This is a genomic window from Psychrobacter sp. HII-4, from assembly GCF_904846595.1.
Classification (GTDB): Bacteria; Pseudomonadota; Gammaproteobacteria; order Pseudomonadales; family Moraxellaceae; genus Psychrobacter; species Psychrobacter celer.
The window spans coordinates 15,729-42,508 of the sequence record NZ_CAJHBJ010000024.1 but is presented as its reverse complement, the minus strand read 5'-3'; the positions used below and the strand labels follow the sequence as shown (position 1 = coordinate 42,508).

Sequence of the window (26,780 nt, the reverse complement as noted above, 5' to 3'; positions counted from 1 at the left end):
TGCTAAAATTGCCCCATACTGCGTTACAAATCTCGCTAAGGCATCTGCATTATCGTCGCTTTGTGCCTTGTCTGGAACAATTTTAGCGATCAGCAGTGCCTATTTGCGAATGTTCAACACGCCCTAATCTTCTTATCGTATTAGAGCGTGTCCTTATTGTTCTTACTTAATTATTGTTGCTTAATTATTCTTACTCATCGAGCGAGGACGCGCCCTAGCATTTTCTTGTATTGGATCTTATGAAACACAACATTGAGGCGAGCTTAGATGCTCGCCGGACTCAGTATTTTCAAGTGTTTTTGATGGGCATCAGTGCCTTTATCATGAATACCACTGAATTCGTCCCCGTCGCCCTACTCAGTGACATTGCCCAAGATTTTTCTATCACCCCTGCCGAGACTGGCTGGATGCTGACGCTGTATGCGTGGATCGTTGCGGTCATGTCATTGCCGCTGATGCTACTGACCAGTCGCTTTGAGCGCAAAAGCTTACTGCTAGGGTTATTTGCAGTATTTATTGCCAGTCATGTACTGTCCGTATTTGCTTGGAGCTTTGATGTGCTGCTGATCAGCCGCGTAGGTATCGCGCTATCACATGCGATATTTTGGTCCATCACCGCGGCGATTGCCATACGAGTAGCACCAGAAGGCAAAAAAGCACTGGCACTAAGCGTGCTTGCAACGGGTACCTCATTGGCGATGGTGCTAGGGGTGCCGTTGGGGCGTTTGGTTGGTCAATGGTTTGGCTGGCGCGCGACGTTTGGTGGGATTGGGATGATTGCTTTTGTGGTGTTTGTGCTACAAGCCAAGCTATTACCGACCCTGCCCAGTATGTTTCAAGGCTCTTTTAGAAAAATACCAGAACTACTAAAAAACCCACTATTGGTCTGCCTGTACTTGCTTATCCTACTGGTCTTTACCGCTCACTATAGCGCCTACTCTTATATTGAGCCGTTTATGCGGCAGGTCGGCTCAGTGAGCGAAAACTCAGCGACGGTCATTTTATTGTTATTCGGTGTCGCAGGGATTGCCGGCAGTGTCATATTTAGCCGTTGGGGTGATCGATTTAACACGCGGATTATGCTGGTCTCGACCATACTGATGCTTTTATCTATGCTAGTACTGCTGTATGTGGTGACCTCGATCTGGGCGCTCAGCCTAATTGCCTTGTTATGGGGCGCGGCGCTGATGCTACTGATCATCTCCATGCAGGCCAAAGTCATCATGGTCGATGTCAATGCCCAAGACATGCTGATGTCGATGTTTTCGGGTATTATCAACTTAGGAATCGGTACGGGTGCGCTCTTTGGTGGATACGCGGTGACGCATCTGTCGCTATCAAGCGTGGGCTATGTCGGGACGGCCATTGCTAGTGCGGCGCTGCTACTGATGCTATTTATGATCAAACGCTTTCCTGAGCTGAGTAAAAGACTCGGCTAGTTAAAGCCAGATGATTCAAACCCAAATACAATGCCAGCCTACTAAACGGTCTGGCATTTTTTACGCCAATCATCACCATATCTTAGTAATTTTCATAAACAGCAGCAATTCTCATAAGCAGCAATTTTCATAAACTTTTATAACTTCTATTGAACGAGTGTTCAGGCAAAGCTATACTCATTGCTACCGGACTTTTTTTACTGCATTACCCACACAAGGATAAGTGTAAAATGGGCAATATTTTACGCCAGCCGGCGATATTATTTGGTTTGTGTATCATGCGTATGGGACACATAAGCGCCAGTTTCTTCGGTCTTTCGGAGAAACAACATGCGTGAGGACAGCTTGCCATCAGAGCCGCGCAATCGCACGCCGCCGCTTAGCTTAGGCAGGTTACATTATGCTTGGGTTGTCGCCGCTATAGGATCTATAGCGATGTTTTGCGGGCTGGGTTTGGGGCGATTTGCCTTTGGTATGCTGCTGCCCTCTATGTCAGCATCTTTGGCATTGAGCTACACCCAAAGCGGTATATTAGGTTTTGCCAACCTGATCGGTTATCTTGTCGCTGTGCTTTTAAGTCCGCTTATTCTACCTAGGTTTGGCACTCGCTTAACCAGTACGGCCAGTCTTTTTGTCATCGCAGCCTCTATGCTTGGTATGGCTTTTACCATCAGTTTTCCTATGCTTTGCGCTTTTTATGTGCTCACTGGCATTGGCAGCGGCGGCGTGGTCTTACCGATGATGAGCGTCATGTCACACTGGTTTTTTCCGTCGCATCGCGGGCTGGCATTGGGGCTGGTGATGGCAGGCCCTGGGTTTGGTATTATCCTATCGGGCTTTTTCGTCCCAAAACTATTGCCCTTTTTTAGCTTACTGTCTTGGCAGACGGGTTGGCTGATTTTTGCGCTAATCGATATTGTGGTGGCATGCCTTACTTTTGCGTTGATTCGCAATCATCCAGACGATGTCACGCGCAGCCCTTTCGGGCGTGTACCCACTTCGCCCATGAAAAACAAAAAAAAGCTGGAACGCAGTAACCTCAAGCTACTCGCGCATTTGGGCGTTATCTTTGCTATCTATGGCGCGACTTATATGGTTTATGTGACCTTTATCGTGACCAGTATGGTGGGCTCTTATCAGCTCAGTGAGGCAGCTGCAGGCGGTATTTGGGCATGGATTGGTCTACTGAGCGTCTTTTCTGGCATGCTTTTTGGCTGGATCTCTGATCATATCGGCCGTCGCCTTGGGCTCGCGCTGGCATTTTTCTTTCTTGCCATCGCTTATCTGTTAGTCGGTTTGACGGATTGGCATTTGGGGTTATATTTGTCGATTATCTTGTTTGGTTTCGTGGTCTGGAGCGTACCTGTCATTATGGCCGCCTGCGCTGGTGATTATTTTGGTGCCGCGGCAGCAGCCAGTGCGCTTGCGGCGCTGACATTTGCCTTTTCGAGTGGTCAAGCGCTTGGACCCGTGGCAGCAGGTTATCTTGCAGAGCTGACGGGCGACTTTCGCATCAGTTATATGGTCTCTGGTATTGCCGCCTTTGTCGCCATTGGACTGGCTTTATTATTACAGCCGCAAAAACCGCTTTAATTTGTGCCAAAGTTTGGCCGCTTTATAAGGCAAATGGCTTTATAATAATGGCGTTTGTTAGACAAGAATGACCAATAATATAGAGTCAATTCGATATAAAAACGATACAGTGATACGCTGATGTACTTAGGGCGTGTTGAACATTCGACCATGGCACTGACAGCGACTATTTTTTAGGCGATTCGATGTTAAAAATAATAAGTTTAGTCACTCTAAGCGCTTATTTTTAACGATGAAGCGGCAAAAAAGAGTCCTGTCCCCTGCTTTTATCGTTGGGTCTGATGCTAAAATTGCCCCATACTGCGTTACAAATCTCGCTAAGGCATCTGCATTATCGTCGCTTTGTGCCTTGTCTGGAACAATTTTAGCGATCAGCAGTGCCTATTTGCGAATGTTCAACACGCCCTAATCAGATAGAGACTTTTAAGGGGAGCCGCATGAGTGCACAAGCCAAGTTCAATCGTGATGAGGTGATCGAAAAAGCCAAAAACCTCTACTGGGAAAAAGGCTATCACGCCACCTCGATGCGAAACCTACAAGATGTCGTCGATATGCGCCCTGGCAGCATCTATGCCGCGTTTGGTAATAAAGACAGCTTGTTTACAGAAGCCTTAAACCGCTATGCTGAGCAAGGCGCGGCCAATCTTGCCAACTGTATTGCCCAAGAAAAAACCGTGCTCGCAGGCCTACAGCGTTTTATTCGAAGCGTCACCATCTGCAGCAAAGGCGGTGCGCCCAGCGGTATCTGCATGGTGGTCAAAACCATCGGCGAGCTGACACAAAACGATAGTCCAGAATTGCTCACCCACGCGACTAGTATCTTAAAGCAGGTAGAGGCCTCTTTTGTCAACACCTTTGAGCGAGCGATCGACCATGGCGAGATCAGCTGTGATCAAGACCCTGCCGAACTGGCACGCTATTTCCAAATCCAGCTCATCGGCTTGCGTACCTATGCACAGGTCAACCCTGATACAGAGGCCATCGAGCGGTATATTGATACTATGTTTAGGCATTTTTTATGACATGTTTTTGACAGATTTTTGACATGGCGTTGAACATAACTTTTAACATCACTTAAACGCAAGGCCCATGTGATGTCAGCATTTTATTTAACGGCTATTTTTTAATAACTGCTGACAGCGCTCAATCACCGGTGCATCGACCATCTCGCCCGCGACCTTAAATACCGCCTGTCCATGGCGCTCGTACTCTGTCACCACTCGCCGAGCGAACTCCATCTCGGCAGCGGTCGGCATCAGCGTGTGCTGTACCACGGCCACTTGTTTGGGATGGATACAGAGCATCCCTGCCATCCCCATCTGCGACCATAACTGTACGCGCGCGGCCAATCCTTTGGCATCCTGAAAATCAGGATACACGGTATCGATGGGCGGCGCTAACTGATGGATTTTAGAGCTAAGGATAAGCTGATAGCGAATCTGATTGGCGATAATATCTGCCGCCGGCGTTCCTACCTGTACGTTCAAATCATTACACAAATCCAAAAATCCATAGCTAAAAGCACGCAGCCCCGACGCTTTTGCCATCGTATCGACTTGATACAGACCACGCGCATTTTCTATCAGTGCAATGACAGATAGGCGAGTTAAATGATGGATGTATTCAATATCTGTGGCCTGTGCCGCCTTGGGCAGTATGACGCCAGCGAGATTGGGCATCTGCTCACAGGCTTTTATGTCTTTGGCAAACTCATCACTGCCTGCTTGACTGATACGCACCCACACGGGCCGATAGTCGGCATGAGCATAATATTCTTGTAACGCCTTACGCGCTGACGCTTTATCCTCTAGAGCCACGGTATCTTCTAAGTCGATAATGACAGCATCTGCGCCACTGGCAAAGGCTTTGGCCACTCTGTCCATGCGCGTTGCCGGTACAAATAGCCATGTTTTGGCATAGTGGGTGTTTTCGGTATGTGCAGTATCGTCTGTACGTGATGTCATTCCAACCCTCATTAATGTATATTGATACGTATTTTGTCATTATTGCTTCATTCTAACATTGAGTTCAGCGGCAATGTAGTTTATGCTTTTGAGACCTTATTTTATCTTATTTGTAGAGAATCAAAATGTTTGAACGCGTCGACTATTATGCGGGTGACCCTATCTTGGGTCTAGTAGATAAATTTGTTGCTGATAGCAACCCAAACAAAGTCAATTTGGGCATCGGCATCTATTATGATGAAGACAGCAAATTGCCAGTACTTGAGTGTGTAAAAACCGCCGAGCAACGAATCGCTGACCCCATCTCGCCCAGACCTTATCTGCCGATGGCAGGATTGCCAGGGCATCGCCTCGCCTGTCAAAATCTACTGTTTGGTCAGGACGCCGCGGTGCTACAAGAAAAACGCGTCGCTACCATTGCCACATTGGGCGGCTCTGGCGCGCTAAAGGTCGGCGCTGAATTTATCCATGAATGGTTTCCTGCCTCCAAGTGCTATGTGAGCGATCCGACGTGGAGCAACCATATTGCCATCTTTGAAGGCTCGGATGTCGAGGTGGGCACCTATCCTTACTACGATACTGCCACCAGCAGCATTAAGTTTGATGAGATGCTAGCTTTCATTGCAAAGTTAAATAAGCACGATGTGGTGCTACTACATCCTTGCTGCCACAACCCAACTGGTATGGACTTGACCCATGCCCAGTGGGATGAGCTATTGGACATCATGAAACAGCATGAGCTAATTGCATTTATGGACATCGCTTATCAAGGCTTTGGGCAAGATATGGACCACGATGCTTATGCTATTCGCAAAGCTGTGGCGCTGGGTTTACCTGTATTTGTGAGCAACTCATTTTCCAAAAACTTGTCGCTATATGGTGAGCGCGTGGGCGGCTTATCTGTGGTATGCCCTACAGCAGAAGAGGCCGAGCGCGTCTTTGGTCAGCTCAATTACGCCGTACGCCGTATCTACACCAGCCCGCCATCACACGGTGGCCGCGTGGTCGATATCGTCATGAACGACGAAGCGTTGCACCAACAGTGGGTCGGCGAGGTTTACGGCATGCGTGACCGCATCAAAGCCATGCGCCTTAAGCTAAAATCCGTACTAGAAGCCAACGTGCCAGCGCGCAATTTTGACTACATCACCAAGCAAAACGGCATGTTTAGCTTCACAGGATTGACCCCCAAGCAAATCGAGCGTTTACAAACAGAGTTTGGGGTTTATATCGTCTCAAACTCACGTATGTGTATGGCAGGTTTAAACGTCAACAACGTCGACTATGTCGCCAATGCCATGGCAGAAGTGCTAAAAGACTGATCGGGCTGAGCGAAGTACTAAGCCATTTATAAACCGTATAAAAAATAAAAACCGCCTAGAGACTCACCTCTGGGCGGTTTTTTACTTTGCGTACAAGCTGTGCTGTTATGGCCAAGCACTCATTACTATTTAAGACAAAGCTAAGCAAATGACTAATTATTTTCAACTGGCTATCAGTGACTCAGCAAATAATTAGGCAAGCATACCGCCATCGACGACCACGGTCGCACCCGTGGTATAGCTCGACGCGTCAGACACTAAGTACAACACCGTGCCCGCCATCTCGTCCGGATCGGCCACGCGTCCTAGTGGAATGGCATGTAGCGCCATTTTTAAGACTTTATCATTGGTAGTTAGTGCCGAGGCAAACTTGGTATCGGTCAGACCTGGCAGCAGCGCATTGACGCGAATGTTTAATGGGCCGCATTCTTTGGCAAAGGCTTTAGTCATGCTAATTACCGCCGCCTTGGTGATTGAGTAGATACCTTGCTTATCACCGGCGACCAAGCCATTGACCGAAGCGGTGTTTAAAATCACCCCGCCGCCCTGCTCGCGCATCATCTTACCCGCCGCCGTCGACATAAAGAAATAACCACGAATGTTAACTTCTACCGTCTTATCAAAAGCGGCTAAATCGGTATCTAAAATATGACCATAATAAGGGTTTGCCGCGGCATTATTCACTAAGATATCAATACGGCCAAATTCACTCTTGATATGCTCAAAAATTGCCTCAATCTGCGCCATATCACCAACATGACAAGCAAAAGCGCTGGCTTTATGACCGTCAGCGATGATGCTATCAGCGACCGCTTGGCACGCATCAATCTTACGGCTAGAGACAATTACATGCGCGCCTCTAGATGCCAATAGACGAGCGATAGACTCTCCAATACCGCGGCTTGCACCCGTCACCAGCGCAACCTTGCCGGTTAAGTCAAATAAATCTTTCATCATTACTCCTTATATTTTGAACTAGCTATTCAGCTTTTTATCAGAAATACTTAATAAGTTATGGTCAAAAAACTGCAAACTCATTACAAAGCAGCCGAGCATAGATAGTACGCATAGTACATCGAGCGAGGCTAACGCCGTCATGGTTTAGCAGTTATTTGACTATTAAGCCAACATACCACCATCAAGGGTAAAGGCATGACCATTCATAAAGCTGCTTTCATCACTCGCCAGCCAAGCAATCGCGCTAGATACCTCGTCAACTTCGCCTAAACGGCGCATTGGGCTGGCTTTGATGGTCGCTTGCTGGGCGCGCTCGTCCATGTTTGCCATGGTATTACGCACCATCGGCGTATCGATAAAGCTTGGGCAAACAGCATTAAAACGAATATTGACGCGCGCATACTCGTGAGCGGCAGACTTGGTCAGTCCCATCACCCCATGCTTGGCAGCGCTATAGGCGGATAATAGCGGCGCAGAACGCAAACCTGCGATAGATGCCACATTAATCACATGGCCACCGCCATTGGTCGCCATACAAGCAACAGCAGCGCGCATACAATGCCAGACGCCTTTTAGATTAACAGCGATATTACGGTCAAAGTCCTCGTCACTCAACTCATGCATGGGTGCTGGCTGATGGTCAATACCGGCATTATTTATCACCACATCAAGGCCGCCCAATGTTTCCATTGCAAAGGCAAATAACGCGCGTACTTCATCACCACTGGTAACATCGACCTTTTTAAACACGATGCTATTGCCCGCGTCTTGCCCTTGCTGAGCAACGCCTGCGCCCATCTCTTCTGCCAAATCACCAATCACCACTTTCGCACCGCGACTTGCCAGCAGTAGCGCGCTAGCTGCACCGATGCCAGACGCGCCGCCGGTGATTAAAATACGTTTACCATAAACGTTACTGGCTACGTCTGCTGCAATTCCATTTGTATTTAACGTCATATTTTATTCCTTTAAAATTGTATTATTTTATCTGGTGCAAGTTCCTACAAAATGATACTACTCACCTCTTATTGATTAAAACCACTCGGCTTGCATATCCGTGCATACTGCATTGTCGTTATTTAACAGCTCGATATCGCGGTTGATTAAGGGCAATTCCCAATCGATAAAGTATTTGGCCGCTTGTATCTTGCCGTGATAGAAATTCTGCTGCTCACCATCTTGCGTCGTACTTAGTAGTTGCTCAGCTTTGCTCGCTTGGCGAATCCAAATCCAGCTCACCACAATAGTCGCAAATATATTCATCAATGCTTGTGCATTACCAGTTAAAGTGATGGCTTTTTCTGTTTGTAGGATTTTGCTTAAATGCACGAGCACTTCATGTAAATGACCCATATAAGGCATGAGCTTACCGGCAAGTTTGGCGGTTTCTGGTGTACGAATACTTTCTAAGTCTTGAGTGATTTCACGTTTTAAGATTTGGATACCAAGTCCGCCTTTTTGCCATAATTTACGAAATGACAAATCTAACGCCTGCACACCATTTGTGCCTTCATGAATGGGATTGAGACGGTTATCTCGCCAAAACTGCTCGGCTTGATATTCACGCGTATAACCTGCCCCGCCCAATACTTGAATACCTAGATCATTGGCTTTGGGACCATACTCTGACGGCCATGCTTTGAGCACTGGTGTGAGTAAATCTAGTAATTCTGATAGCTCAGCTTGCTGGGTGGCGTCTTCACAGGTATTGATACGGTCAATGAGATTGGAGCCATAGAGACAGAGTGAAATACCGCCCTCGCTATAGGCTTTTTGCGCAAGCAGCATACGTTTGACGTCACCGTGATTAATAATTGCCGTTGCTGCATCTTCAGGTTTATCATTCGGTGCAATTCTGCCCTGCACTCTGTCTTTGGCATAGTCAAGCGAATATTGATAACCGCGATAGCCAATCATCGCCGCACCAAAGCCAACTGCAATACGCGCTTCGTTCATCATTTTGAACATATAGCGCAGGCCAAAATGCTCATCCCCAATCAGATAGCCGTGACACTCGCCTGCATCGCCAAAGCTCAATGCTGTAGAAGTTGCACCCCGATAGCCAAGCTTATGAATCAGTCCGGTCAAATGCACGTCATTACGCTCGCCTACCGATAAATCATCATTGAGTCGATACTTGGGCACGGCAAATAGCGAGATACCTTTGACGCCACCAGGACCGCCCGGCACTTTTGCTAAAACCAGATGCACGATGTTGTCAGACAATTCGTGATCGCCCGCTGAGATATAAATCTTACTGCCTTTGATACGATAGCTGCCGTCGTTTTGCTTCACGGCAGTGGTTTTGATATCAGCAAGTGACGAGCCAGCATGCGGCTCTGTCAGTGCCATGGTGCCAGTGAATTCACCGGTTAGCATACGCGGCATAAAGGCATCTTTGATCTCGTCACTGGCGAAATGAGAAATGACATTAATCGCCGCCGTGGTCAAAAATGGATAAGCCGTGGTCGATGGATTGGCTGCCATAAAATAGCCTGCCACTGCGGTCATGACGGTTTCAGGCAGTTGCATGCCACCATCGTCAAAGCTATAACGTCCGGCGATAAAGCCCGACTCACGAAAGGCATCAAAGGCGACTTTGACATCATCTATCATGCTGACTTTTTTGCCATCAAACTGTGGCTCGTTCTTGTCGGCCACATGATTATGCGGTAAAAACAAATCAGTGGCGATTTTATTGGCGGTACCCAATACCGCGTCAAAGGTTTCGCGGCTGTGTTCTGCAAACTTCGGATGCTTGGTTAAGTCTTCAGTGCCCAAGACATCATATAACTGAAACGGTAATTCAAAGTCGTTGATAAGCGTATCTGCTGCCATAGTGTTCTCGCTGGCTCATTAAATTTGTTGATGACTTGATAGTAATCTAATTTAACGCCTTGCTGTATTGTCATTTATGACATAATCATGGTCAAATACGACAAAACTCATGTGTTAAATTAGAAAACCCCGTCAAAAAACGTCATTTTTAATAAGTATTTTGAAAGGAAATTACGTAGCCATGCCCTACTTCAAACCCTTTAACGTCATCATTGTCGGTTTTGATGGTGTGCTTGGCAGTGCTTTGACAGGCGCATTAGATTTATTTTCATTTACCGGAGTGAGTTGGCAGCGCTTTTTGGATGAGGAAGTCGAACCGAGATTTAATGTGCAGATTGCCAGCCTTGGCGGCGCAGATATCAGATGTAGCAATCGCTTAATCATGCGCGCGCATGGCGATATTCAGGAAGTGACAGAGTGCGACTTATTGTTAATTCCAACGATTGGCGATTCCATCGATAAAGTGCTGAGTCAGAACGCTGAGCTGATTGAACATATCAAGCGACTGGCAAATACCAAAGCCGATATCGCTAGCAATTGCAGTGGGGCGTTCTTTTTAGCAAAAGCAGGCTTGCTCGATGGCAAAGTCGCGACAACCCATTGGGGTTATGCGAGTAAATTTAAGGCAGATTTTCCACTGGTTGATTTGCAAGAAAATCAGTTTGTTACTCACTCAAAAAGCAGATCAAAAAATGAGTCAGAAAGTGATTCAGCACATCAATCAGGCAATATATTTTGTGCAGCAGGTGGTAGCGCTTTTTATGACTTAGGGTTGTTATTAATCGAGCGTTATTGCGGGCGCGAGATTTCGACCCAAGTGGCAAAAACCCAGATTATTGATAGTAAACGCGGTAATCAAAACAGCTATACCAATGTGACTTTGCATAAGCCGCATGCAGACCAGCTGGTTCAGAAAGTACAAGAATTTATCGAGGAAAATTTTAGGCAAGCGATACAGGTGAGCTATTTGGCCGCCATGGTCAATATCACCCCGCGCACCTTAAACAGACGTTTTCAAGCCGCCGTTACGATGCGCCCGATTGAATATATTCAAGCAGTGCGTATTGAGCAGGCAAAGCGCTTACTGGAATTGGGCGATGTGACGATAAAATCGCTAGCGCATCAAGTCGGCTATGATGATATCTCATCATTTACGCGGCTGTTTAAACGCGCCACCGAGCTGACCCCGAAAGAATATCAGGATAAATTTTCACGACTGGCGATTTAGACTTTTATTTATTATATTTTTAACCACTAAACATTTTGCCATAACCCTTCGACATAAATGGCATCAGCCTTAATCGTTGGGTAATCATTAAATACCAATTGATAGCCACCAGCAGTATTTGGACTAATCTGACACATCGCGCCAAGTGGAAAGCTGTGCTTTTGTCCAATATGACCAAAGCGCATGCCGCTATAAATCGGTAATCCTGTCAGCTGATGCAATTGACGAATCACGGTGGCGACATCATAGCGCTTGTCATAACTGTCCTCACCACTACCCGATAACGCGCCAAACACAATCGCCTGCTGACCTTTAAACACTCCTGCCAAATACAAATCATAGAGCATGCGCTCGATACGGTAAGCTTGCTCGCCGACGTCTTCTAAAAATACAATACCGCCGTCAATACGCGGTAAGTACGCACTACCCGCCAGCGCCGATACCACGCTTAGATTGCCACCCCACATAGTGCCGGTTAGCGTTTTTGGCTCAGAATTTGTCAGAATACTGGGTAAATTTACACTGGTTAACGACGCATCTTGTATATCGATAGTCAGATTGGGAGTGGTTAATGCTGCTACAAACTGTCGGCAGCTAACCTCATCAGGCTTGGTTTTGCCAAACTCGCTATAGAGCATCGGCGCGGCAAGCGAGCTCATACCGCCTTTTGCCAACAGCGCACACTGGATGGCGGTCACATCGCTAAACCCTGCCAGTATCGTGCCGCGCTCCTTCATAATACGCCCAAGCGTCGGCCAGTCCACCATCGGCAATAGGCGCATAGCACCGTAACCACCGCGTACCCCAAGTAGCAATTTAGGCGCTTTGATTGCACCCGTAGCGATGTTTTGCAAATCACTGGCACGCTGCGAGTCCGTACCCGCAAAACGCAAATACTGCCGTTTGGTAATCGCCGGATTATCTACCTGAAAACCCGCGCAGGCCAAGCGCTCTAAAGCCCGCGCATTACGCTGCTGGCTACCTCCGACGTTGGAGCTGGCAAACAGCCGCGTCTCAATATTTGGTGTGATGCAAAGACGCTTTGCCGGCAAGCTCTCAGCCATTGTCTTTTCAGCAGCACGCTCCTCTACAGCCGTTGGCAGATCATCTTTGGTCAGCGGCAGGTGGCTCTCTGGCGGGTTCGCCTGTATAGATGAGTGCGCCACGGCGCGCGTGACGAGCAGCCCCGCCCCTGCATAGAGGCTAGCTTGACGCAGGAACTGGCGACGATTGAGTGCGAAGGATATCTTGGTCATAATGCTACCTTTATTGTCATCGATGACGACTGTATTCAGCAATACTTTATTTCGTAATAGTTTATTAAACCGCTATTTTCTTATAACGCAGCTCAAAACTGTCGTTAAGTTACAATCACTAGGTTACAGCCATCAGGTTCTGTCTAGCATCAAATTTTGGCTAGCGTCAGGGTTTTAGGCCACTTGACGTGGCATCTTCAGCTGCGCACACAGTCAACAAAATGATACAGAACCACTCATCGTCTTATTTGGATGACGTCACGACTCTTGCTATAGTAAAAGGTACGACAACAATAGATCAAAATACCATTAGCCAAAAACATCTACCCTAACATTTATATGAGGACCCTTAGTATGGCCGATAAAGAAAAAGACAATAAAAGCCTGATGGATAGTATAAAGCTCATCGTAGGCAAAGAAGACAAACTAAACGACCAACTCAAAAAAGACCAAGGCCTTGAAGGCTATGCCAAAGACTTATTGCTGCTGATGAGCCTAGTAAAAGACTACTATCAGGGCAATTATCGCAACATTCCTTATAAGACCATCTCAGCGGCGGTGGTTGGCTTGCTTTATGTCCTCAACCCCATCGATATCATTCCTGACTTTATCCCCTTTATCGGTCATATCGATGACGCCTTGGTACTCAAGTTTTGTCTTAAAATGATAGACAAGGATTTAACGAAATACAAAAAATGGAAGGATGAACAAACGGCTACCGAAGACAAATCTGTAGACACAGACAAGGACTCAAAACCAACCTTTAAAAAGTCAGACAAAGAACAATCCAGCAAAGATAAGTAAATCACAACTACCAGTCATCATGGCTGATAGCTAGCTGAACAAAACAGGGTCCATGTAAGCGTCATTGACCCTGTTTTATTAAAACGTATCTTCATTTGAAACATGCTGATAAAAATATGATAAATCGCAGACAAACAAGCAAAATAGCGCAGATAATATTGAGGTCAACTATTTGAGTTTGACACCGTTTGGCTAGACTTAGCCGTTTTTAGCCCATTTAGAGGGTTATCGATTGAGGACACGCTCTAGTCTTATCGGTGCCGCTTATGACAAACAGTACTACGACCGACCTATCAATCAGGCACCCCATAATTGGCGTTTTCTGGATTTAGGCCAAATGAATACACAAAGGTCGCCACCAAGCTATTGACGATGATAAAAGGCAAATCAATGGCGATATGACCGAGCAAGTAGCGACCAATCAGCCAAGAAACCACCAACATCACGATAAAAAAACTGCCAAGATAGGCTAAAATGGTTGGGTGCTTGAGGTTGTAAGGCTGCTCAGATTTGGGCTTTTTATCAAGTATATAGGTTCTAACCGCCCAACCAGCGGCATAAGAAAACCCGCCCAACACCACATAACTAAAAAAATTCATACGACCTGACTCAACTGACTATTCATAATAAAGACACATGATAATACAGCGACATGACGAGCACACTATTGAGAGGTTTGTAAGCGCCTCTACTAACCGTCGTCGCACGCTTTTATCTGCCCAAAAGACCTCGTTAAAGACGCTTCAAAGATCGGCTTATCGGCTCTCATTGACATTATCGATGATAATATTGGCATGCGGATTGGCCAAAATATCGGTATTGACCTCATCACATGCCACCTGATAGATGGTATTGGCACCGCGATAAATATAGGACAGATACTCACTATCTAGCAGCGGATCGATGTTGGCATAAGCGGGTTTGGCATGTGCCAAGACCAGTACTCTATCAGGGCGACCGATGACCGCATCGACATTATCAGGATCGATCGAAAAAAACTGCGGAACTTCACTGTTTTCGATGGCTTCTAATGGCTCAGGCGTGTCCCAAACGCGGCCACTGCTTGCTGGCTCTTTCATTTGCATGACCCACGCGCCCGCTTGTTGACTGATTTTTATTTGGGCAGGCTCATCATGACTGACGGTATAACACCCCTCAAACACCGACAAATCTGCTGGCACTACCGACGCCGTCTCATCTAGCGTGTCGCTGTCATTACACGCGGTCAAAAACATAGCGCTGCTTACGACGGTAGCAACCAGCAGCGGGGTGAGTTTTTTACAAAAACTAGCTGAGCGTAATAACATGAGGGCGTTATCCTGCATTTATGCGTGAGAGGCACGGATTAAATAAAGGGTGACAATACGTCTTATACCGGTATCCGGCGGTGACGCGGCTTATTTTAACAGAAAACCAAAAAGATAACCTGACCATCTAGGGCGTGTCCTCATTTTAAAAATGGTGATAAAAATGAGATAAATCGCCATCGAACAAGGAAAATAGCGCAGATAATATCGAGATATTAGGGCGTATTGAACATTCAACCATGGCACTGACAGAGACTATTTTTTAGACGATTCGAAGGTAAAAAATAGTAAGCTTAGTCGCTCTAAGCGTCTATTTTTACCAATGAAGCGGCAAAAAAGAGTCCTGTCCCTACGGCTGATGCTAAAATTGCGCCATACTGCGTTGCAAATCTAGCTAAGGCATCTGCATTATCGTCGCTTTGCGCCTTGTCTGGAACAATTTTAGCGATCAGCAGTGCCTATTTGTGAATGTTCAACACGCCCTAGTCACCTATTTGACACCGTTTGGCCAGATTTAGCCATTTTTAGCCCATTTAGATGGCTATCGATTGAATTGAGGACAAGCGCTAATTTTCAGCAAAGATTTTGTGCCCCAGCGCCGCCCATAATTACCCATAGTAAGCTGATATTTGCTATACTCAGACCCAAAATACGCAGCGCAGTTTTGTACTAAAACGACCAAAACGCGCGCTACGTTCGCTTTTTTTATTCTTGCCGTTATCATTTATCAGGTTGCTCAGCTTTTATGTCAGACAGTCCGCATTCGATGCCTCATACCCACACCGACCACGCGGCAGATCCGCTCGCGGCCAAAGCAAACACGACGGTTGCCTATACCGATGGCGCGTGTAAGGGCAACCCTGGTGCTGGCGGTTGGGGCGCGCACCTGATATTTAGTGATGGCCGCACCCAAGACCTGTATGGCGGCGAAGCACAAACCACCAACAATCGCATGGAGCTGATGGGCGCGATACAAGCCTTAACGCACAGCCCGCCAGCGCATACCCTTGAGATTTGGACAGACTCAAGTTATGTCAAAAACGGCATCACTGATTGGATCGCTGGCTGGAAAAAAAGAGGCTGGAAGACGGCGAGCAAAAAACCAGTCGCCAACCAAGATCTCTGGCAGCAGCTAGATGCGCTCTGTCAACAGCGCGATGTCGATTGGCACTGGGTCAAAGGACATGCTGGACATGCTGGCAACGAAAAAGCCGACGAGCTGGCCAATCTGGGGGTGACCTCCAGCAGCGAGGTACAAGCGACAACTGAATTGCCTAAAAAAAAAGACCCCTTGACGGCTGAGGCAAGCCAGCGCCGCCATGACGATTGGCTAACCTTTGACCCCTTAGGGTTTGATATGATCGATGACGATACAGATGAGACGCCAGCGGACAGCTCGCAAAGCCAAGATACCCGTAGCCTTGCTGACTATCCAATCATCTCTAGCCACACTCAGCGACCAACAGAGCAAGCAACCATGACTGACGCCAACCCAAACACGCACATGCCAAATACTGACACCTCCTCAGTCAGCCAAGCTGACACACAAACGGCTAGCGCAGAGGAGATGCCCAAGTTTGATGGCGACACCAGTCGTGCTAACCCTTACTTTAGGCCACTATTGCCAAAGCCCATCCATCGCCATGACTCTGATCGTCAGCTTATTATGGATACTGAGACCACAGGTCTTGACCCTCTAAAGGGCGACCGCATCATCGAAGTGGGTATCGTCGAGCTGGTCGGCCGTAAGTTTACGGGCGAAAAGCTCCACGTCTATATCAATCCACAGCGCGGGATGGACGAAGAAGTGATTCGTATTCACGGTATCTCTGAGGCGTTTTTGGCAGACAAGCCGACCTTTGACCAAGTCGCACAAGCACTGTATGATTTTATGGATGGCGCCGAGATCATCGCGCATAACGCCACCTTTGATATCAACTTCTTGAGCATGGAGTTTGCCAAAGTTGGCTTGCACGACTTCGCCGAGCGCATACAGGTCACTGACTCTTTGGCGATGGCCAAGCAGCAATACCCAGGACAAAAAAACACGCTAGATGCGTTGGTGCGCCGCTTAGACGTCGGTAAGCAAGATCGTACTTTTCACGGGGCATTACTAGATTCGGAGATATTGGCCGAGGTCTATCTGGCAATGACCGGTGGACAGGTCGCTCTCGCCATCGAAGAAGACACACAAACCGACGGCGGACAGACCGGTCATGCCCATTTTTCGGAGCTGGCAGATCTATTACTACAGTCGCCTATGGATGAGAGCGCAAGCCAACACTGGTATGCGTCACTGGCAGAAGACTTCCCTGCCCTCAAAAACAATATGTAGCGGTCACTAAAACCACTTTCTAATCCGACATTTGTATAATATAGTCTTGATTATTAGGGCGTGTTGAACACTCAAAAATAGGCACTGCTGATCGCTAAAATTGTTCCAGACAAGGCGCAAAGCGACGATAATGCAGATGCCTTAGCTAGATTTGCAACGCAGTATGGAACAATTTTAGCATCAGCCGTAGGGACAGGACTCTTTTTTGCCGCTTCATTGGTAAAAATAGACGCTTAGAGCGACTAAGCTTACTATTTTTACCTTCGAATCGTCTAAAAAATAGTCTCTGTCAGTGCCATGGTTGAATGTTCAATACGCCCTATATTAAGCGTTAAAACATTACTAATAAACGCTTTTTCATTCAAACGCTTTGTTACTTCGTATTTGAACAATCGTTACTCTTATCAGTACGTTATGGAAACACACTTATGGACCAGTCTGCGCAAATGAAGTTAACCGCCCCAACGCTTAGTGTTACTGACTTTAACTTACCTTCATTGCATTTGTTGCATGATGAGATTGTCGTGACGCTTAAGGATACCGAGACCCATCTTAGCGAGTTTAATGATGACAATACTCAAGCGCCTTTATTGCTAGACTCCATCATCGTCCTAAAGCAGCTGTCTGGTATTTTCAAACTCATCTCTTTGGTTGGTGCTGAGGCACTAAACACCGCCATCGTCAATGGTTTACAGCGCCTATACGACAACGGCGACAATAACGATGTCAATTTGATCATGGACTTGTCAGAGGCCATCATGACACTAGATCGCTATGTCGAGTTTGTCTTATTGACAGAGTCGGTAGAGCCGACGCTATTGTTACCTGTGATCAATAAGCTAAACGCGCATGGCCAGCACGCTCCTATCACCGCTGACTACTTTTCAGCCTTTGGTAGCAGTAGCGTCATCATTGCCAGTCCAGAAAAAAACTTCCAACCACTGCATGAGCTTGGCTTAAACAACGAGCTATTGACAGATGCTTATCGTAGCGGTCTTGGCGTTGCCTTATTAAACCAAGATGGCACTGTCAGCGCAGATGCGCAGCAAAAGCTCAATGCCATGAGCGCAGCCTGCGCGTTGATTGCCTCCAAGACCAGCAGTTTGTTTTGGCAAGCGGCCGCTGCGGCTACTGCCGACATCGCGGCCATCCTACCGCTCACGTTAAGCCAAAAACACACACTGATTTATCTAGAGCAGCAATTCCAAAGCTATCTGCCTGTGATGGATACACGTTTTGCTGATTTGGTCAGCTTTGCTTGTCAGCGCAATAACAAAGCGGCACAGCATCTACGCGAGCAATATGCGCAAAACCGGCTAGAAGAGCCGCAACTTGAGCAAATGAGACGGTTTTTATTTGGTCCCAACCGCGCCCTTACTGATACGCTAAACACTATGATTCAGACGCAGATCAATACCATCAAAGAAGAGGTCGATAGCTACGCGCGCGGCGACTCTGTCAATAGCGCTGAGATGCAAACAGCCAAAATCATAGAAGACTTAGCGGCCTTGGGCTCAGCACTTCGTCTGCTTGGATTGTCAAATGCTGCCGACAGTTTGCGCGCCGCAGCCGAGGAGGTCGGCCGTTGGCAAGCGCCCTCGCCTGAGGACTTCGATCGTCTATTGCTGGCGCTCATGCATGCTGAAAATGCCACCATCGCCATGGCTGCAATGCACACACCAGGGGCGATTTACTTACCGCTAAACAACCCTCACATCTCTTTGCATCAGCTAAATACAGCCAATGATACCTTGATACAAGAAAGCCGTACGGCCATCGCCAATGCAGAGCAAGCTATCAATGATTATCTGGCCGAGCCTGAGCGCGATATGCTAAACATCCAAAACATCCCTGAGATGATGCGCCAAGTGGCCGGTGCTGTGCGCTTCTTACAGCTGCCGACCCCTGCTAGCATGCTCAGTCAATTGGCCAACTATATCGAGCAGCGTATCGAGAGTGGCAGACGCATCGAAGACGGTACGCTGGCATGTATTGCAGATGTCATCATGGCAGTCGATCATCATTTAGATGGGTTTGAACATAACCGTCCTGTGAGTAAACAAGCGCTTAATGTCGGACAGCAAAGCCTAAGTCAGCTGCTAGCAGCCTAGCCTAGTCAAGACAAGCTGGCTGCTACTCATTACCTACTGCCCATATGCTGTGCTTTTCCGCTTTATGGTTAGGTAAAATAGACCGTTATTTCTGTCTTATAAGTCTGTATCTCATCAGGTACAGACTTGTTTTTATTTGCTTTCGCTATCGTTTGGAACCCTGATATGACCTGCGCTTTTATCTTTAGTGATGATACGGTATTGTGCCGTCAAACGCCTGAGGGGTGGTGGCCGTGGCACGTTGATTATCTGGCGTCTGCTGCTGCGGCCACCGATGATGATGCAGTGCCCGCCTATCAGCTCGGATGTGTCACACTGCTTGAGAGCCTAGCGCCCAGTCATTGGCAGGCTGATGACAACCGTCATAACGCCAACGCCAACAATACTACGCTTGATAAGCCAACTCATGCGTTTACTGCGCGCGCAACCTGTGCCATGACCTATGAGTATGCCACGGCGCATCATATCGCCTTACCTCTCATCGCTGAAAGTAGTGGTAATGCCTTTATCCCGTATCGCCAGCTGCTCACCCAGCTACCCATGGCCTTGAGCGACCAACTCAGCCAAGCCATACAGCTGCTGCGCTGGCAAGCTGACACGCAGTTTTGTAGCCGCTGCGCCTCGCCAGTCGTTCATGCGCGACTGGGTGAGCGAGCGATGGTCTGCCCGACTTGCAAGCTGCGCCAATACCCGCGTGTCCAGCCGTGCATCATCACTGCCATTACCCGCCCCAACCCGCAAACAGGTGCAATGCAAATTTTACTGGCGCATCATCATCGCTACGGTCAACAAAAACAGCCGCTGCAGTATGGCCTGATCGCAGGGTTTGTTGAGGTGGGAGAAAGCCTTGAGCACGCCGTGGTGCGCGAGGTGTATGAAGAAGTCAATATTCATCTGACAGATATCCGCTATGTCAGTAGTCAGCCGTGGCCATATCCGTCAAACTTGATGCTCGGATTTCGTGCTACGTATGCAGGTGGCGAGCTGATGATTCAAGAAGATGAGCTGTCACATGCAGACTTCTTTGATCTCTCAAGCCTGCCCAAGATACCTGCGAAAGGCAGTATTGCTTATGAGCTGATTGAGCAGATCCTCCGTGAGCAAGGCATGGTTTAGCCATCATAGGTGATTGCGTCCATCATTTAGCCCAATGTATCAATTTACTAATGACGCATGACTACCAGCGTCTTTGACCATGATTTGACCATGACCAGTGCGCTATAACCTTGCCCGCCCATCGCAGCAAGACTTTTTGGCAAATATGATGCGCGGACGAGGATACGCCATTATTGTGATTTTGTTATCATCCATTTAAAATGACCGCCTGAACGCAGCGATGGTCGTTTATCACCCATCAGTAGCCATACTTTCATCACGCTCATAAAGGCAGGCAAGCGAAACGCTCGTAAACCAGCCAGCAGCGTTATGAGAGATCAACTATATACCAACACCCTTTTTGTACTGGTGTTAAGGTTTTTAATAACATGCAAAGTAACGCCCCTATCCGTCTGATCAATCTGCCTATATTGTTTGATGACCTACAGATTGACACGCTGCCTGCTGATGTCTCGTCGCAGATTGCAGCGGTGGATGCCTGCCTGCCACAGACGCAGTGCGGCCTGTGCGAGCATCCCGACGGCTGCTTGCCATACGCGGCCGCCATCGTTGTAGATGGCGAGCCATACAATAAATGCGTGCCTGGCGGCCAGCCCGTGACGGATGCGATCGCAAAAATTGTCGATACAGAGCGTTATCAGCAAGGCCAAACCCCCGCCGCTGCTCCTTCACAGTGGCCGATAGATGCCAGCTCCGAGCGCCCAACTGAAGTGCGGGCTGTCATCCGCGAAGAGGACTGTATAGGCTGCACCAAATGTATCCCTGCCTGCCCCGTCGATGCCATCGTCGGTACTGGTAAACACATGCACACCATCTTTACCGACTTGTGCACGGGCTGTGAGCTTTGCCTAGCACCCTGCCCCGTTGACTGTATCGATCTGGTCACTATCGAGCGTACGCTTAGTGCCGCTGAGCGGCAAACTGAGCAAGAAGATTTGCGCCAGCGTTATCATACGCACTTAGGCCGCGTCGCGGAGCAGCTAAGCGATAGCAGCAACACCAAGCCGGTAGTCAGTATGGTCGAAGCCAAACTCAATAACGCCACCAGCCAAGCTGTTGATATCAGCGAAGCTCAAGCAAAAAACACCATAGCTGCGGCCAAATTACGCACCAAAATCAAAAAATTAGAAAAGCAGCTTACGGTACGCGCCAATGACAAAAAACAAGCCGAGCTTGAGACACTACAAGCCGAGCTGGCACAATTATGCTAATGAGTGATTCAATGATTCACGCCCAACAACCTATCAAATAAAGTCAAACACCATGAGTAAAACGGTCAAACACAAAACGGCTGAGACCCCGCCCTCCAGACGCATGCCAAACCGCGACGTGCGGCCTTTTTTTGAAAAGCTGGCCGAGACGATTAAGGAGCCCGTCACCGAGCTCAATTACGACAGTAATTTTGAGCTACTCATTGCCGTGATTTTGTCCGCACAAGCAACGGATGTGAGTGTCAATATCGCCACCCAGCAACTATATCCTGTGGCCAATACGCCTGAGGCCATACTCGCGCTTGGCGAAGAAGGGCTAAAGTCTTATATCAAAAACATCGGCTTGTATAACTCAAAAGCCAAAAACGTCATTAAGACCTGCCAAGACCTGATTGAAAAGTTTGATAGCACTGTCCCTGATAACCGCAAAGACTTAGAGTCTCTGGCAGGGGTCGGCCGTAAAACCGCCAATGTGGTGCTCAACACTGCCTTTGGTCAGCCGACGATGGCGGTCGATACTCACATCTTTCGAGTGGGTAACCGTACAGGGCTGGCCACGGGCAAAACCGTCTTAATCGTCGAAAAAAAGCTCATTGAGCGTATTCCAGAAGATTTTATCGTCGATGCTCATCATTATCTGATCTTGCACGGGCGCTATACTTGCCAAGCACGCACACCAAAATGCGGTGCTTGCCCGGTTTATGATGAGTGTATGTTTAAAGACAAAGCCAAGTTTGTAGAGCTATAACCCCTTGGCATGAAACAGAGGGTCATACCGATAGCCCTGACTTTGTCGTTTGATTGCCCCAAACCTTTTATTGAGCATTTCTTATGTGACAGCAAACGTCGCTCACTAGAGTTTTGCGACGTTTCAAGGTAGAATACCCTTATTTTTGAACTAACAGATGACAACGACGGTGACCGTCGATAGTAGAGGATACAGGCGTGACTGCAAAAGCGTTGAGATGATAAGCGTGGCACGTTTATACGCCTGTGTTTTTGGGTGGTTTAGCGCCATTTATGCTATCCATAATGACTGCTCGATGGTTAACGCTATGCGGCGGCAAACTGATTTTAATAAATATTACGACCGATACTGATTGTCAATTATTTAGCAACACCCATTATCCGCCAACTGAGTAATCACGCGGCCAATATGAATGAAAGCCACGCTAAACCGTGCCGCTTTTCCTACCTTTATCGATTCAATTAAGCGATCTAATTATGCGCGAATACAACTTATTTACCTCAGAATCTGTGAGCGAAGGCCACCCAGATAAAATGGCTGATCAAATATCAGATGCCATTCTTGATGCCATTTTACAGCAAGACCTAGACGCCCGTGTGGCCTGTGAGACCTTGGTCAAGACAGGGGCGGTGATATTGGCCGGCGAGGTCACCACCACCGCAAACATCGATTTGGAGCGCATCGTTCGTGATACGGTCAATGGTATTGGTTATCATCATTCAGATCTAGGGTTTGATGGCGAGACCTGCGCTATCATCAATATGCTGGGTAAACAGTCGCCTGAGATCGCGCAGGGTGTCGATCGCAGCAGCCCTGAAGAGCAAGGTGCCGGCGACCAAGGATTGATGTTTGGTTATGCCAGTAACGAGACCGACGTCTTGATGCCAGCACCGATTGAGTTTGCTCATCGCCTGATGGAGCGTCAATCCGAGCTACGCCGCGCAGGCGAGCTGCCTTGGTTGCGTCCAGACGCCAAAGCACAAGTCACGCTAAAATACGACGGCAATCTTCCGGTGGCGATCGATGCGGTGGTATTGTCCACGCAGCACGACCCAAGCATCTCGCAAACAGATCTGCAAGAAGCCGTTATGGAATCTATCATCAAGCAAGTGCTACCAGCCGACCTACTACACGCGGGCACACGCTATCATATCAACCCCACAGGTAAGTTTGTGATTGGTGGGCCTGTCGGTGATGCAGGGCTGACAGGGCGTAAAATCATCGTGGATACTTACGGTGGTATGGCACGTCATGGCGGTGGTGCCTTTAGTGGCAAAGATCCATCAAAAGTCGACCGCAGCGCGGCCTACGCGGTACGTTATGTCGCCAAAAACATCGTGGCCGCAGGGTTAGCCGATCGCTGTGAAGTACAAGTCAGCTATGCCATCGGTGTCGCCGAACCTACCTCTATCTCCGTCAACACTTTTGGCACCAGTAAGATCAGCAACGAAGAGATCATTCGTCTGATTCGCACACACTTTGACTTACGTCCTTATGGCATTACTCGTATGCTCAACTTGTTGCAGCCGATGTATCAGCAAACCGCCACCTTTGGTCACTTTGGCCGTCCAGGCTCAGAAACTGCCTTTACGTGGGAAAAAACCGATAAAGCTGAGATATTAAAAGCAGACGCAGGCTTGTAATCGCCCGACTGAGTCGCATTGATATATTGATATTATCCATTTAAAACCACCGATACTTATTAGGAGTCGCTTATGTCTCAAGATACCAATCCAGACAACGCTCAAGACAACACTGTTGATGCAAGCCTTGAGATTACCCCTGAAATGCAGGCGTTTTATCAGCGTGCTGATGCCATCATCGGGGTTGCCAACAGCCAGCTAGGCCCCAATGCTCATTCCGGCCAAGTCGGTGCTTCTTTACTATATGCCGCCGCCCGCTATAGCGCGTCAGTTGCGTCTATTGGCTTTGTGAAGGGTGAGGATTTTGCCAAAGAAAAAGACGATATCGTCGAGTTTTATGTCAAGCAGTATCGTCAAATGCTCAGCGACAACCTCACTGACTATGCCCAAAACTTCGATAAATATGTGCAGCTAAATAAAGATGACCAACCAGCGGAATAATCATCACTTGGTTTTATCATAATAATAAGTACCAGACCCAAACTGAATCATCAGTTTGGGTTTTTTATTGCCTATATATTTTTGCAGGTCTATCGGCTGGATGGTTGATGGTAAATACGCTACTATAAACGGTAGACAATCGGACGTTATTGCATTTATATAAGGAGATATAATGATGCCCCCCTTCATGAGCAACGCTTGGACTTTTATAACAAATCGGCCATTTATCAAACATATGCTCGGCCTGCCATTACTACTGACCTTAGCAAGCTGTAGCTCTTTGCCTGATATAACAATGTCTGAGAGCACGCCATCCCAGCCTACCCGCTCTCACCAACTACCTGATGGTGTGTTTTCGCAGTGCCCACCCTTTGACCCTGAAAAAACCATGTGCACCGCGCAGTACGATCCTGTTTGTGTGAAGGGTAAAACTGGCAACTTGATAAGCTACCGTACCGCTGGCAACGCCTGCTCTGCCTGTAGCACCCCTGAGGCGATAGGCTATGTCAAAGGCGAGTGTTTATAAACGACGGTTTTATGATGACGTTATGACGATGTTGTTAAAATACCGATAGGCACCGTGCCACTCACTTCACTACTGGCATTTCACTGTTGGCTGTTAATAACGGCAGCCATAAAAATACCCAGCTTGTGCTAAGCTGGGTATTTTTTAAAGCGATAAGATATACTTAAAAGGCAAATAGTCGCGCACGAAGATCAGTCTTCTCGCTTTAGCTCAATCGGACCTTTTAAAAAATCCTCATCAGGCAGCTCATTTGCTGAGTTGTGCTCGGCTGACTCTTCGGTAAGAAACCACTGCTGTTGACGATAGAGAATCAGGTGGTCTCGGCTTAATCCACGTAATAGCGAATACATCATGACCAAAATCACCACAGCAAAAGGTAAGCCTGACACGATAGACGCGGCTTGTAACGCGATCAACCCCCCTGCCGCGAGCAGTACCGCAGCGATTACCCCTTCTGTACCTGCCCAAAACAAACGCTGAACTTTTGGGGGATCAGTATCACCGCCTGAGGTCAACATATCTATCACAAAACTGGCCGAATCAGAGGAAGTAACAAACCACAATACAATCATCATGACAATCAGTAAATTAAACATCGACGTCAGTGGATAAGACTCCATCAACTTAAATATCGCACTACCAGTATCGGCCCTGACCGCCTCCACAAGACCTGGGCTGAGCAGGTCAGGACTGGCCGCCGCTAGTAGCTCCATATGAACAGCAGAACCCCCAAAAGCGGTAAACCACAAAAACAATATGGCCACTGGAATCAATAACACCCCTAAGGTGAACTCACGAATGGTACGGCCACGAGAGATACGCGCGACAAACACACCCACAAATGGCGACCAGCTTATCCACCATGCCCAATAAAAAATCGTCCAAGAAGCCTGCCAGTTTTCTTGTCCTTCATAGGACTCTGTCCAAAACCCCAATGGAATCACTTGATGTACATAGTTACCGATGTTTTCTACAAAGCTATTAAAAATAAACTGCGTGGGCCCTAAGATAATCACAAAGCTCAGTAAGATAATGGTCAAAAAGATATTGATATCGCTTAGACGCTTGATGCCTTTATCCAAGCCTAAAAAAAGCGACATCCCTGCCAAAACAGTGATGATGGCAATCAAGACAATCTGGACACTGGTGTTATTCGGAATACCAAACAAGCTCTCAAGACCAGAGTTAATCTGCAGCACCCCAAGCCCTAAGGTCGTCACTACCCCAAACATCGTACCAAATACCGCTAAGGTATCGACTGTGTGACCCCAGCCGCCATAGATTCTTTTGCCCAATATAGGATATAGAGTCGAGCGGATAGCCAGCGGCAAGCCGCGGCGATAGTGAAAGTAAGCCAAAGCCAGAGCCACCATGCCATAAAGCGCCCAAACATGAATACCGTAGTGTAAAAACGAGATATTCATCGCAAGCTTAGCTGAAGCGACTGTCTCCCCTTCGCCCAGCGGCGGCGCCATATAATGATATAGCGGCTCAGCGGTGCCCCAGTACAGCAGCCCGATACCGATACCTGCTGAAAACAGCATACCTATCCACGAGAGCAGTTTGTATTCAGGCTCCTCATTTTGATGCCCCAAACGAATATCACCATATCGACTGAGTATCATATAGACACTCATCAACAAGGTGGTATTAATCACGACAATAAAAAACCAACCAAAACGCAAAGACACAAAAGCTTTTGCTTGATTAAACACCATTTCTGCTTGCTGATTAAACAGTGCGCCAAAAATAATAAATAGTGTAATTAAAATGGCTGAGGTCAAAAAAACAGGTTTGCTTACTCGCGGAAAAGGGCCGACTCGGCCAACTTTCACATGATCCATAGATCTTTCCAAAATTAAAAGAGCGCCACCATATCAAGACATTGATAAATTATCAAATCTAACGCTGCTATGATGCCCTTGTATATAAATAAAATAT

22 protein-coding genes are annotated in these 26,780 nt (G+C 47.6%); 14 read left to right on the top strand and 8 right to left on the bottom strand.

Going from position 1 to position 26,780, the window contains the following annotated elements; genetic code table 11:
- The first annotated feature begins 239 nt into the window (after positions 1-239).
- The 3 genes from JMX98_RS10520 to JMX98_RS10510 all read left to right on the top strand — a co-directional run bounded on the left by JMX98_RS10520 (position 240) and on the right by JMX98_RS10510 (position 4,054).
- The gene (locus tag JMX98_RS10520) at positions 240-1,439 is read left to right on the top strand and encodes a sugar transporter (RefSeq protein WP_201586444.1); all 1,200 of its coding nucleotides are present in this window, start codon (positions 240-242) and stop codon (positions 1,437-1,439) included.
- Between the two features lie 330 nt (positions 1,440-1,769).
- Positions 1,770-3,032 carry an MFS transporter gene (locus JMX98_RS10515; protein WP_201586442.1) on the top strand — a complete coding sequence of 421 codons (1,263 nt, stop codon included), beginning with the start codon at positions 1,770-1,772 and terminating at the stop codon, positions 3,030-3,032.
- A gap of 437 nt (positions 3,033-3,469) precedes the next feature.
- Complete coding sequence (locus JMX98_RS10510; RefSeq protein WP_201586440.1) at positions 3,470-4,054, top strand: TetR/AcrR family transcriptional regulator; 585 nt, start codon at positions 3,470-3,472, stop codon at positions 4,052-4,054.
- An 87-nt stretch (positions 4,055-4,141) separates the two neighbouring features.
- On the opposite strand, the gene JMX98_RS10505 is transcribed toward JMX98_RS10510, so the two are convergent.
- On the bottom strand, positions 4,142-4,996 hold the full coding sequence (locus JMX98_RS10505; RefSeq protein ID WP_201586438.1) for an HpcH/HpaI aldolase/citrate lyase family protein: 855 nt from the start codon (positions 4,994-4,996) through the stop codon (positions 4,142-4,144).
- Between the two features lie 125 nt (positions 4,997-5,121).
- Here JMX98_RS10505 and JMX98_RS10500 point away from each other — a divergent pair, with 125 nt between their 5' ends.
- Complete coding sequence (locus JMX98_RS10500; protein ID WP_192993913.1) at positions 5,122-6,318, top strand: aromatic amino acid transaminase; 1,197 nt, start codon at positions 5,122-5,124, stop codon at positions 6,316-6,318.
- Between the two features lie 192 nt (positions 6,319-6,510).
- Here JMX98_RS10500 and JMX98_RS10495 read toward each other — a convergent pair whose 3' ends face one another.
- The 3 genes from JMX98_RS10495 to JMX98_RS10485 form a co-directional block, all read right to left on the bottom strand.
- Entirely contained in the window at positions 6,511-7,275 is a 765-nt protein-coding gene (locus JMX98_RS10495) for an SDR family oxidoreductase (protein WP_201586436.1), read from the bottom strand.
- Between the two features lie 162 nt (positions 7,276-7,437).
- Positions 7,438-8,232 (bottom strand): SDR family NAD(P)-dependent oxidoreductase, encoded by a 795-nt coding sequence (locus tag JMX98_RS10490; RefSeq protein ID WP_201586435.1) that lies wholly within the window; start codon positions 8,230-8,232, stop codon positions 7,438-7,440.
- A 75-nt stretch (positions 8,233-8,307) separates the two neighbouring features.
- Positions 8,308-10,113 (bottom strand): acyl-CoA dehydrogenase, encoded by a 1,806-nt coding sequence (locus JMX98_RS10485; protein WP_201586434.1) that lies wholly within the window; start codon positions 10,111-10,113, stop codon positions 8,308-8,310.
- Positions 10,114-10,294: 181 nt separating this feature from the next.
- Here JMX98_RS10485 and JMX98_RS10480 point away from each other — a divergent pair, with 181 nt between their 5' ends.
- Positions 10,295-11,341, top strand: a complete 1,047-nt coding sequence (locus JMX98_RS10480) for a GlxA family transcriptional regulator (protein WP_201586432.1) — start codon at positions 10,295-10,297, stop codon at positions 11,339-11,341.
- Positions 11,342-11,367: 26 nt separating this feature from the next.
- Here the strand turns inward: JMX98_RS10480 and JMX98_RS10475 are convergent, their stop codons facing one another.
- The gene (locus JMX98_RS10475) at positions 11,368-12,597 is read right to left on the bottom strand and encodes an LD-carboxypeptidase (protein WP_201586430.1); all 1,230 of its coding nucleotides are present in this window, start codon (positions 12,595-12,597) and stop codon (positions 11,368-11,370) included.
- Between the two features lie 354 nt (positions 12,598-12,951).
- Here JMX98_RS10475 and JMX98_RS10470 point away from each other — a divergent pair, with 354 nt between their 5' ends.
- The gene (locus JMX98_RS10470; protein WP_201586423.1) at positions 12,952-13,401 is read left to right on the top strand and encodes a YkvA family protein; all 450 of its coding nucleotides are present in this window, start codon (positions 12,952-12,954) and stop codon (positions 13,399-13,401) included.
- 293 nt (positions 13,402-13,694) lie between these two features.
- Here JMX98_RS10470 and JMX98_RS10465 read toward each other — a convergent pair whose 3' ends face one another.
- Together JMX98_RS10465 and JMX98_RS10460 are read right to left on the bottom strand one after the other, a co-directional pair.
- Positions 13,695-14,000, bottom strand: coding sequence for a hypothetical protein (locus tag JMX98_RS10465; protein ID WP_075101153.1), 306 nt, complete (start codon positions 13,998-14,000; stop codon positions 13,695-13,697).
- Between the two features lie 156 nt (positions 14,001-14,156).
- The gene (locus JMX98_RS10460) at positions 14,157-14,708 is read right to left on the bottom strand and encodes a hypothetical protein (protein ID WP_201586421.1); all 552 of its coding nucleotides are present in this window, start codon (positions 14,706-14,708) and stop codon (positions 14,157-14,159) included.
- Between the two features lie 745 nt (positions 14,709-15,453).
- Here JMX98_RS10460 and dnaQ point away from each other — a divergent pair.
- The 8 genes from dnaQ (at position 15,454) to JMX98_RS10420 (ending at position 24,839) form a co-directional block, all read left to right on the top strand.
- On the top strand, positions 15,454-17,043 hold the full coding sequence (gene dnaQ / locus JMX98_RS10455; protein ID WP_201586419.1) for a DNA polymerase III subunit epsilon: 1,590 nt from the start codon (positions 15,454-15,456) through the stop codon (positions 17,041-17,043).
- 428 nt (positions 17,044-17,471) lie between these two features.
- Positions 17,472-19,154, top strand: a complete 1,683-nt coding sequence (locus JMX98_RS10450; RefSeq protein ID WP_201586417.1) for a hypothetical protein — start codon at positions 17,472-17,474, stop codon at positions 19,152-19,154.
- 165 nt (positions 19,155-19,319) lie between these two features.
- Positions 19,320-20,270, top strand: coding sequence for an NAD(+) diphosphatase (nudC, locus tag JMX98_RS10445; RefSeq protein WP_201586415.1), 951 nt, complete (start codon positions 19,320-19,322; stop codon positions 20,268-20,270).
- Between the two features lie 368 nt (positions 20,271-20,638).
- Positions 20,639-21,481 carry an RnfABCDGE type electron transport complex subunit B gene (locus tag JMX98_RS10440; RefSeq protein ID WP_201586413.1) on the top strand — a complete coding sequence of 281 codons (843 nt, stop codon included), beginning with the start codon at positions 20,639-20,641 and terminating at the stop codon, positions 21,479-21,481.
- Positions 21,482-21,533: 52 nt separating this feature from the next.
- Positions 21,534-22,229: an endonuclease III gene (gene nth, locus JMX98_RS10435; protein ID WP_192993885.1), complete on the top strand. Its 696-nt coding sequence runs from the start codon at positions 21,534-21,536 to the stop codon at positions 22,227-22,229.
- Between the two features lie 476 nt (positions 22,230-22,705).
- Positions 22,706-23,872 (top strand): methionine adenosyltransferase, encoded by a 1,167-nt coding sequence (gene metK / locus JMX98_RS10430; RefSeq protein WP_201586405.1) that lies wholly within the window; start codon positions 22,706-22,708, stop codon positions 23,870-23,872.
- Positions 23,873-24,016: 144 nt separating this feature from the next.
- Positions 24,017-24,313: a DUF3144 domain-containing protein gene (locus JMX98_RS10425; RefSeq protein ID WP_075101243.1), complete on the top strand. Its 297-nt coding sequence runs from the start codon at positions 24,017-24,019 to the stop codon at positions 24,311-24,313.
- A 172-nt stretch (positions 24,314-24,485) separates the two neighbouring features.
- On the top strand, positions 24,486-24,839 hold the full coding sequence (locus tag JMX98_RS10420) for a hypothetical protein (RefSeq protein ID WP_227680133.1): 354 nt from the start codon (positions 24,486-24,488) through the stop codon (positions 24,837-24,839).
- A gap of 191 nt (positions 24,840-25,030) precedes the next feature.
- On the opposite strand, the gene JMX98_RS10415 is transcribed toward JMX98_RS10420, so the two are convergent.
- Positions 25,031-26,683: a BCCT family transporter gene (locus JMX98_RS10415; protein ID WP_201586403.1), complete on the bottom strand. Its 1,653-nt coding sequence runs from the start codon at positions 26,681-26,683 to the stop codon at positions 25,031-25,033.
- Positions 26,684-26,780 lie beyond the last annotated feature (97 nt).